The following is an 8300-nucleotide window of genomic DNA, read 5'->3' on the forward strand; positions in this document are numbered from 1 at the left end:
ACCCCGCGCAGGTGACACCCGTCACGCCATCCGATAGAATGAGTCGGAAGCGCGAAAATCCCTGTGGAAAGGTGTCCCCGATGAGTATCCTAAGCGTTCAGCATCTCTCTCACAGTTTTGGAAATCGGATCATCTTCCAAGATGTCTCTTTCCGCATTTTGAAAGGCGAGCACATTGGCTTAATAGGCGCCAACGGAGAGGGAAAGTCCACATTTCTTCAAATTGTCACTCAAACTCTGCAACCCGATGAAGGGACCGTGGAGTGGGCTAAAAACGTCCGCGTCGGATACCTCGACCAGCACACATCACTCACTCCCGGAAGCACGCTTCAAGACGTGTTACGAAGCGCCTTTCAACCGCTCTTCGCTCTGGAGACCCAATTGAACGACTTGTATCTGCAGATGACCGACGCGTCCCCCGCGCTCTTGGACCGACTTCTCGAAGAAGTTGGGCAAATACAAGAGACGCTTGACGCGCACGATTTTTATCTCATCGACACAAAAGTCGATGAAATTGCCAACGGCCTCGGCCTACGGGCCATAGGCCTCCATCGCGATGTCACCGAATTGAGCGGCGGCCAGCGAACAAAATTGCTGTTGGCCAAACTTCTGCTGGAAAAACCCGATATTCTTTTGCTTGATGAGCCCACAAACTATCTGGACGCGCCCCACATAGAATGGCTGCAGCGATATTTACTGGGTTACGACAATGCCTTCGTGCTCATATCGCACGATATGCCGTTTCTAAATAGCGTGATCGGACTGATTTATCATGTAGAAAACGCCCAGTTGACCCGCTACGTTGGAAATTACGACGACTTCTTGCGCGTTTACGAAGAACAGAAACAACAAAAAGTGGCCGCATACAAACGACAACAGCAGGAAATTTCTCAGCTTCAAGACTTCGTTGCCCGAAATAAAGCCCGTGTCTCCACTCGCAACATGGCCATGTCCCGGCAAAAGCGCCTCGACAAAATGGACGTCTTGGAACTCGCCAAGGACAAGCCCAAACCCAGCTTTCATTTTGTCGAAGCAAAAACGCCTAGCAAAGTGATTTTTTCCTTGGACAAGCTCGTAATCGGCTATGACACGCCTCTGTCTCAGCCGCTGACGCTCTCTCTATTGCGTGGACAAAAAGTTGCGCTGATTGGCGCCAATGGGATTGGCAAAACAACGCTTCTACGCAGTCTTCTTGGTCTCAATCCTCCGCTCCTTGGCACCGTCGAAACGGGAGACGGGCTCGAAATTGGTTACTTCGAACAAGAAGTCAAGGCCTCGCCAGACCTTACCTGCATCGATGCCATGTGGAATGAGTACCCCCATCTCGCTCAGCGCGACGTCCGAGCGGCGCTTGCAAAGTGCGGGCTGACCACGCAACACATCGAGAGCAAAATGGTCGTCTTAAGTGGTGGCGAACAGGCGAAAGTAAGACTCTGCACACTTCAAAATCGAGCGACTAATGTGCTCATTCTGGACGAGCCCACCAACCATCTCGACGTCGATGCCAAGGAGGAATTGCAACGGGCACTCGCCGCCTATCACGGGACCATCTTGCTCATCAGTCACGAGCCTGAATTCTACACTCCATTCGTCACCGATATCTGGAACTGTGAGTCCTGGACTACAAAAGTCTTGTAATCCGTCAAACGGATAGGTGACGCCCGTCAAACGAATAGGTGACGCCCGTCAGCCGCTCCGATATTTCCCACAGCCGCTCTGCATCTTCTTGACTCCGAGAAGCCTTGCTCGAGACCGCGACCGCCGGGTATCCACGCATGCCCGTGCGGCTCGCCGGTCCGACGTATTCCCCTCCATGCAACGCATCCTCTGTGGCGGCCATCAACGTGGGCAACGCCCCCATGGCGGCACTTTGAGCCATGGCATTCGCCACTCCTCCGACAAACTTACCGACCCACGGACGTCTACCGCCAAATCCGGTCGACGTCAGATTGGTAGCCGCGAAACCAGGATGACAAGCCATGCAACGGACGGTCGAACCCGATGCCTCCAAACGGCGCTGGAACTCATAGGCAAAGAGCAGGTTTGCCAGCTTACTCTGGCCATAGGCGCCAAAGCGACGATAGCCTTTCGACCCATCCAGATTGTCAAAGTCCATCTTTCCACTCTGATGCGCCATACTGCTGACCACCACCACGCGCGCCTCTGGAGTCTTGAGCAGTGCCGGTAACAGTCGACCCGTCAACGCAAAGTGGCCCAAGTGGTTCGTTCCAAATTGCATTTCAAACCCGTCTACCGTGCGAGCATATGGCACCGCCATGACTCCGGCATTGTTGATGAGCACCGAAAGCCTTCGGCCACTCCCCAATAAGTTCTCTGCAAACTCCTTGACACTTCCTAGGTCAGCCAAATCCAATTTAGAAACCGAGACCATGGCACCCGGAGACTCCTCCAGAATGCTCCGCTTCGCCTGCTCCCCCTTCTCCACATTGCGAACCGCCAGCGTGACCTCCGCCCCCCGGCTCGCCAAGACTTTCGCTGCCTCCAAGCCAATACCACTGTTCGATCCGGTGATAACTACCGTCTTCCCATCCATTCTCGGTACTTTATTCACATCCCAACGACTGGTTGACATCTGCCGCCCTTCCTCTCTACCTAGCCGACCCCTCGCGCCGCGAGCTCCTGTGCCCAATTTTTGCACACCTGCAAGAAAAAGTGCTAGACTGCGCGTCCCACTCCATAAAAATAGACTAACTCGCGGGTCACCGTTCGACAGCATGTGACGATAGGCACATGTTACACTACCGCACGACTGGAGCACAGCGTACTTCCACGTTGCGGTAGAAAACTCGGCGTCCGCGGGAATCTCAGGGCTCGTCTGACAGGATGGTGGATGATTGTGCAATGGATTCGTTTTCAAAGAAGTGTTTTGGCGGCCGCCTCAAGTCTGTTTTTACTTCTTACGGGATGCGCTACCGCTCCGACACATCACGCTGTGACCGCCGGAACCACATCCACACCCTTACCAGCACCCACCAAAACCGTCGATCCACTGCCTGTTCCCACGGTGACCGTCAGTATCCAAAAGTCATTGCCCCCGGTCAAAAAGCCAGCAATTCCACTCATATCCCAGGGAGACCATGGAAAATACGCACTTTGGCTGAACGAAGCGCTGGCCGAACTCGGCTATTTGCCACTCTCTTTCCTGTCCGCCGGCAGTCCCTCGTCCAATACCGTACCGGCCAATGCGCCCCCCACCAATACGATGAACGCCGTCTACGGTAGCCGCTCTGCAAATTCCAGTAAAATATCGGGTGGCTCCACAAGGATCTCTTTAGACAACCTGTTTGCACGGCAGTTGCAGTCCCATGAACTTAATCCCCAAAGCGGTACGTTCGTGTGGAAATACGACTTCCCGAAAAGTTTGACCGAGCTGTGGAATCCGGAGGTCGATACCGTGATCACCAAAGGCGCTGTCATGTCCTTTGAGCGCATGCACGGGCTTGCCGTCGACGGGATTGCAGGGCCGGAAGTTCGAGCAGCCATGGAAAAGGCGCTTCAGGTCGATGAATTGGACCCGCGGCCTTACGTGTACGTCGATGTCACAAAATCCAAACCAGAACTCCTTCACCTCTGGGAAAACGGAAAAATCATCTATACCACGCTTTGTAACACAGGCATCGCTCAGAGTCCTACACCCAACGGCACCTGGCCTATCTATTTACGATACCGCTCACAGACCATGAAGGGCGTAAACCCGTGGGGAACTCCTTATGACGATCCCGGTGTCCCCTATGTCAACTACTTCTACGAGGGTTGCGCAGTGCACGGTTTTCCTCGTGCGTCTTACGGCTTCCCGCAAAGTCTCGGTTGTGTAGAACTACCCATTTCGCATGCGGCGTACGTTTGGACCATTCTTCACTATGGGACACTCGTGACCGTTCAAGCGTAACGCGACACGCAGTTACCCGAGACGTAACCTTCGCAAAAAAGTGACGGCAGCCTAGAGTGTAGGTGAGACAGAGACCGCAATGGGCGTACAGTGAAAGCCATTGCACGCGCTTTCTGAGCACGGGCACGCGGACACCGCGACAATCAAATCGACCTCGGCGCGAACTACCACAAAATCCCCGCGGCGTGAACGTGGCCTTTCCACGGTCAAAGACCCATGACTTCCTACAACTGTGTTCATGAAAACGTTCCATGGATAGTGCTGATGAGGTGCAGGAATACCGAAAGGGCGGAGAGCTTCGTTCAGATTTTCGAAGCAACTACGATGCAAAGGCTCCCCGTAGAGAAATTCGTACATCTCGGGACGGCAGGCAGAGTTGAGCAAATCGTGTTGTTCGACGGTGTCTTCGACGACCGTCGCTAACGGACGATAGATGTTCGAATAGAGAATGGACCCTTTTCCTGTGGCATACGAGTGAGAGGCGTCCATAGTCACAGTCGGATCGAACCGCTCCTCTTTGTCCGCTGCCGTGTAAAAAACCACATCGGCCACCTGCTCCCCTTCAACATCTTTGATGAACATAAAATCGCCCTTTTGAACCGTAAACCCACATCCGGTTCCCGCCTCGAGAAAATAATCCGACACTCAAATTCCCCCGTTCCACGTTTCTCCACTGTTTCGAGTATGTCATCGGTTTGGAGACCGCATACCTGCGAGAGCCGCCATGCGTCAGATTCCGCTCTATACATAAATGCCATTCTCCTTTCGCAGAATGAGGTAAGGACAGAGGAGGGCATGCATGCACAATTCACGGCAAGCATCCGAGCGTGCACCTTCACACTTGGACAAAAATCTGACTGGCTGGCAACTGACGTTACTGGGTGTGGGATTTACGACTGGAACGGGGTACTTTTTAGCCTCTGCCCTCGCGATACGGATGGCAGGCTGGTGGGTACTGCTGACATTCTCGTTGGCGGCCATCGCATCGTACTTCGTCTTGGAAGCACTATCTTTGTTGGTATCCGAGAATCCACAACAAGGTTCATTTCGGACCTATGCAAAACTCGCATTTGGTCCCTGGGCCGGGTTTGGAAACGGTTGGCTCTATTGGACCTCAGAATGCCTCGTTCTCGGTAGCACATTGACTGCTCTCGGATTGTTTACACAATATTGGCTTCCGCACATGCCGCTCTGGGAATTGACGGGCGCTTATGCCTGCCTCGGCGTGCTCATCGTGGCGTGGGGAACAAGAGCGTTTGAACGCACAGAAAACGTTCTTGCATTGGTGAAAATTGCGGCCATCGTTGGCTTCCTAGTGGTCGTTTCGGTTGCCGCTGCACGACTCTGGCAACAGCGTGGGGATGCGTCGGGGGTTTTTCACATCGTGTCCAAGCTCGTGGCCTCGAGCGCTCCGTTTGACATCGTGCAAAAGAAGGCCCCGTCTCTCCCTGTTCGAGACGTTTGGACCAGTTTCATATTCGCCTTTTACGCCTTCGGGGGGATTGAAGTCATGGGACTGATGGCCGTCCAATTGAAGCAGCCGAAATCGGCGCCAAAATCAGGCTTAGCGATGATGATCACGGTAACCACTCTCTACCTAGCTTCCATGATGCTCATTCTTGGAAGTGTTGACTATCGGCACATATCCGTCTCGCAAAGCCCGTTCCTTTCCACCCTGCAATTCTATCGATTGAGCGTTCTCGCCCACCTATTCAACGGAATTTTCATCGTAGCCGCTTTTTCTGTTCTCGTGGCCTCGATTTATGCGGTCACGAGCATGGTAGTGACGCTGTCCAAGGATGGAGATGCCCCCGCGTGGATTCAACTGGGGCAACAAAACGCACAGCAAGGCCGCCTACCTTGGCCGGCTCTCGCACTCACTGCCAGTTTTCTCATTCTCTCTGTTCTCCTTTCACTGCTGCTCCCTAAGCAATTGTATGAACATATCGCCACAGCGGCAGGTCTCTTGTTGATGTATACATGGATGTTCATCGTAGCCGCGTTTTGGAAATTGTACAAAGCAAACTGGGCACAGAGAATAAAGTCGTCCCTCGCCGTCATGCTCATCTTCGTGGCAGTATTGGGGACGTCACTGCACCCCACGACAAGGCCGGGATTTTTCATCAGCCTCTTGCTGCTTGGGGGCATTGCAGCTCTGTCCATTCTCATCAAGTCTCCCCAATTCCGATGGGCGCGTCGTAAACTCCGACACAAGTGATTTATTCATTGCGCCTGCGTGAAAGGGACAATGCGTCGCAACGCGTTCATCGTCCGGCAAAAAGTACTGCTTCCACTCGCGATTGTCCGGTTGTCCATACCATCTCAATGCGGGATGGATGGCAGCTTCGTCGTACTCGATGAGTCGTTCTCGTATGCGTTCTTTCATTTTCCGGCCAAACACGGTTTGGTCGTGAATCTTTTCAAAGACAAACCGTGGTTGAAACGCCACATAAAAGTACGGGAACTCGCGGCTCTTTCGACGATGGTGCGCGGGAGTAGCACACAAGACAAAATAGGGCTCACCCCCGAAACAAAATTCCCACAGAGTTTGGTCCACATCCTGCGGCACATCGACTGGCCAACTCTGTTCATCGAGTTCGTGAATATCCTGCAGAAGAGACCAAAATACCTGCTCGAAATCCTCCACACCGTAACTCGAACGAAGACTGCAAGGCGTGTCAAAAAAAGCCACAAACGATGTGTACTGTCCGCACGTGCGCGCTTGTTGGCCGTATTCTGCTAACGCCTTTGCCAACTCCTCGCGGCTCTTACAGGAGCGGAAATCGCTCAGAAAAGCAAAGCGAAGTTGGTTCGCACGAAATCCTTTTTGACCTAAAATGCAAGGAAATTGTATTTCCAAATCCAACATTCGGTCCCGAAACTCTCCATAGGCTTCACTGGGCCACTCCCCTAACTCCATCACCCGTTCGTCCAACCAGTCCTTGGTATACAGTGTCAAAGCCCACACCTTCCCCTCATCGTCATCGCATGTTTATGCGTTTCGGGGAAGCGAGGTTCAGGCGAGTGATAGCGCTGGTGAAAAGATTTGCCGATGAGCCTGGAAAGCAAAATACAGGCCAAATGCAATCAGTGCGGCGCCAGCCGCGACAGACACGATGCGCATTACTTGTGGACTAGCCCATTTTCGAAACGAGCTCGCCAGAACGGCCATCCAAAGGTCCCAAGTCGCCAATCCCACAAAAATGCCCAATGTCTCCATGAAACTTTGGGCGCGTTGTCCTGAGGTTTCTGCCGTTTTCGCCAACAGTGAACCATAAATAGGGGGTGCTGAATGAATCAGGCGACTTCCCCTGCAAAGCCTAAATCAGTCCCAATAAGCTCCATAAATATGAGCCAAAAAAGAAGCCGTAGCCTCTTTTCTAGGTTCATCACCAGCAGTTGCATGGCGATGACCGTCTCGCTGGTCTGACGAAGGCGTGCCCGAATTAGGCCAAGTCCGTAATTTCGCTTCGCTTCTCCGAACTTACCTTCTACCGCATTGCGCTCACCCATGTCCTGCCGTTCCAGTTTTCGTTCCTCGGGTTCCACGTGCTTGGGCGGTCTTCCCAGCTTGGGACCACTCAATCGGATACCAAGTTCTTTGCAATACCTGAGGTTCTCCCGCGTTCGATAGATCTTGTCGGCCAGAATCGCTTCGGGGTAACATCCGAAGCGCTCCACATATCTCTCCACCGACTCGATGAGTGTCGTGCCCTCATTAAAGCTGTCCCAGCTTGTTCTCTCCATCATGGCGTATCCGTCCACCACACTGATGGCCACCTTTGCACCGAACTCCACATTCGCTTTTGCCTTCCCACGCACAATGGGGCGAACATCTGGCTGAGCGATGCTTACGACTCTGTCATCCACCCGATGACTTCGAGACCGATACATCTCTCGCTGCTGGCGATGCAACTCATGAATGACCAAGAGATCTCGATACTGTTTTTTCGAGAGCGCTGTGAGTGACGTGTGTTGCACCCATTGTTCGATAAATCTCAAATCCCTCGCAACATAGCGTAATTGCCGTCCAATCGCCTTGCGAATCTCTGAGCGACCCGGCTTTCGATTCTTCGCTGTTCTCAGGTAGTCACGGCGAGCTTGACACCGCCGGTCTCTGGGTTTCTTCATATTCCCTTTATGCGGTGCGTGGAGCGTATCGATGATACCCTCTAGTTTCTCACGCGCCGTGTTCAGCAGTGACAGGTCTGTCGGATACGCGATATCGGACGGCGCACAAGTCGCATCCAGAAGGAGCTTTCCTTGATGGGTCTGGGGTTCTTGAGATTCTGTTTTTGAGTCACCTTTTGAGCCTGCCTCGGTCGAAGTCGGCGGTTCGTCCTTGGGATCATCGTCGTCCCCGGCCTCTTCTTCTTGGCGAGCCGCTTGCA

Annotated in this window: 7 protein-coding genes and 1 pseudogene; 3 read left to right on the top strand and 5 right to left on the bottom strand. The window is 53.2% G+C overall.

The window, feature by feature from the left end; all coding sequences use genetic code 11:
• Positions 1-80: 80 nt before the first annotated feature.
• On the top strand, positions 81-1637 hold the full coding sequence (locus M4I36_RS04250; RefSeq protein ID WP_258110455.1) for an ABC-F family ATP-binding cassette domain-containing protein: 1557 nt from the start codon (positions 81-83) through the stop codon (positions 1635-1637).
• A 4-nt stretch (positions 1638-1641) separates the two neighbouring features.
• Here the strand turns inward: M4I36_RS04250 and M4I36_RS04255 are convergent, their stop codons facing one another.
• Positions 1642-2592 (bottom strand): oxidoreductase, encoded by a 951-nt coding sequence (locus M4I36_RS04255; protein ID WP_258110456.1) that lies wholly within the window; start codon positions 2590-2592, stop codon positions 1642-1644.
• Between the two features lie 264 nt (positions 2593-2856).
• On the opposite strand from M4I36_RS04255, the gene M4I36_RS04260 reads away from it, so the two are divergent.
• Positions 2857-3909 carry a L,D-transpeptidase family protein gene (locus tag M4I36_RS04260; RefSeq protein ID WP_258110457.1) on the top strand — a complete coding sequence of 351 codons (1053 nt, stop codon included), beginning with the start codon at positions 2857-2859 and terminating at the stop codon, positions 3907-3909.
• A gap of 51 nt (positions 3910-3960) precedes the next feature.
• Here the strand turns inward: M4I36_RS04260 and M4I36_RS04265 are convergent, their stop codons facing one another.
• Complete coding sequence (locus M4I36_RS04265; protein ID WP_258110458.1) at positions 3961-4554, bottom strand: DUF1989 domain-containing protein; 594 nt, start codon at positions 4552-4554, stop codon at positions 3961-3963.
• Between the two features lie 154 nt (positions 4555-4708).
• On the opposite strand from M4I36_RS04265, the pseudogene M4I36_RS04270 reads away from it, so the two are divergent.
• Positions 4709-5980: pseudogene (locus M4I36_RS04270) on the top strand (amino acid permease); the annotation flags it as partial.
• A gap of 18 nt (positions 5981-5998) precedes the next feature.
• Here the strand turns inward: M4I36_RS04270 and M4I36_RS04275 are convergent.
• From M4I36_RS04275 to M4I36_RS04285, 3 genes are all read right to left on the bottom strand, one after another.
• The gene (locus tag M4I36_RS04275) at positions 5999-6829 is read right to left on the bottom strand and encodes a YqcI/YcgG family protein (RefSeq protein ID WP_374985429.1); all 831 of its coding nucleotides are present in this window, start codon (positions 6827-6829) and stop codon (positions 5999-6001) included.
• 96 nt (positions 6830-6925) lie between these two features.
• Positions 6926-7174 (bottom strand): LysE family transporter, encoded by a 249-nt coding sequence (locus M4I36_RS04280; protein ID WP_258110460.1) that lies wholly within the window; start codon positions 7172-7174, stop codon positions 6926-6928.
• 32 nt (positions 7175-7206) lie between these two features.
• Positions 7207-8300: IS5 family transposase (locus M4I36_RS04285; protein WP_258110461.1), on the bottom strand; the 1094-nt coding region annotated here is incomplete at its 5' end.

Source organism: Alicyclobacillus sp. SP_1 (assembly GCF_024706985.1).
Classification (GTDB): Bacteria; Bacillota; Bacilli; order Alicyclobacillales; family Alicyclobacillaceae; genus Alicyclobacillus_I.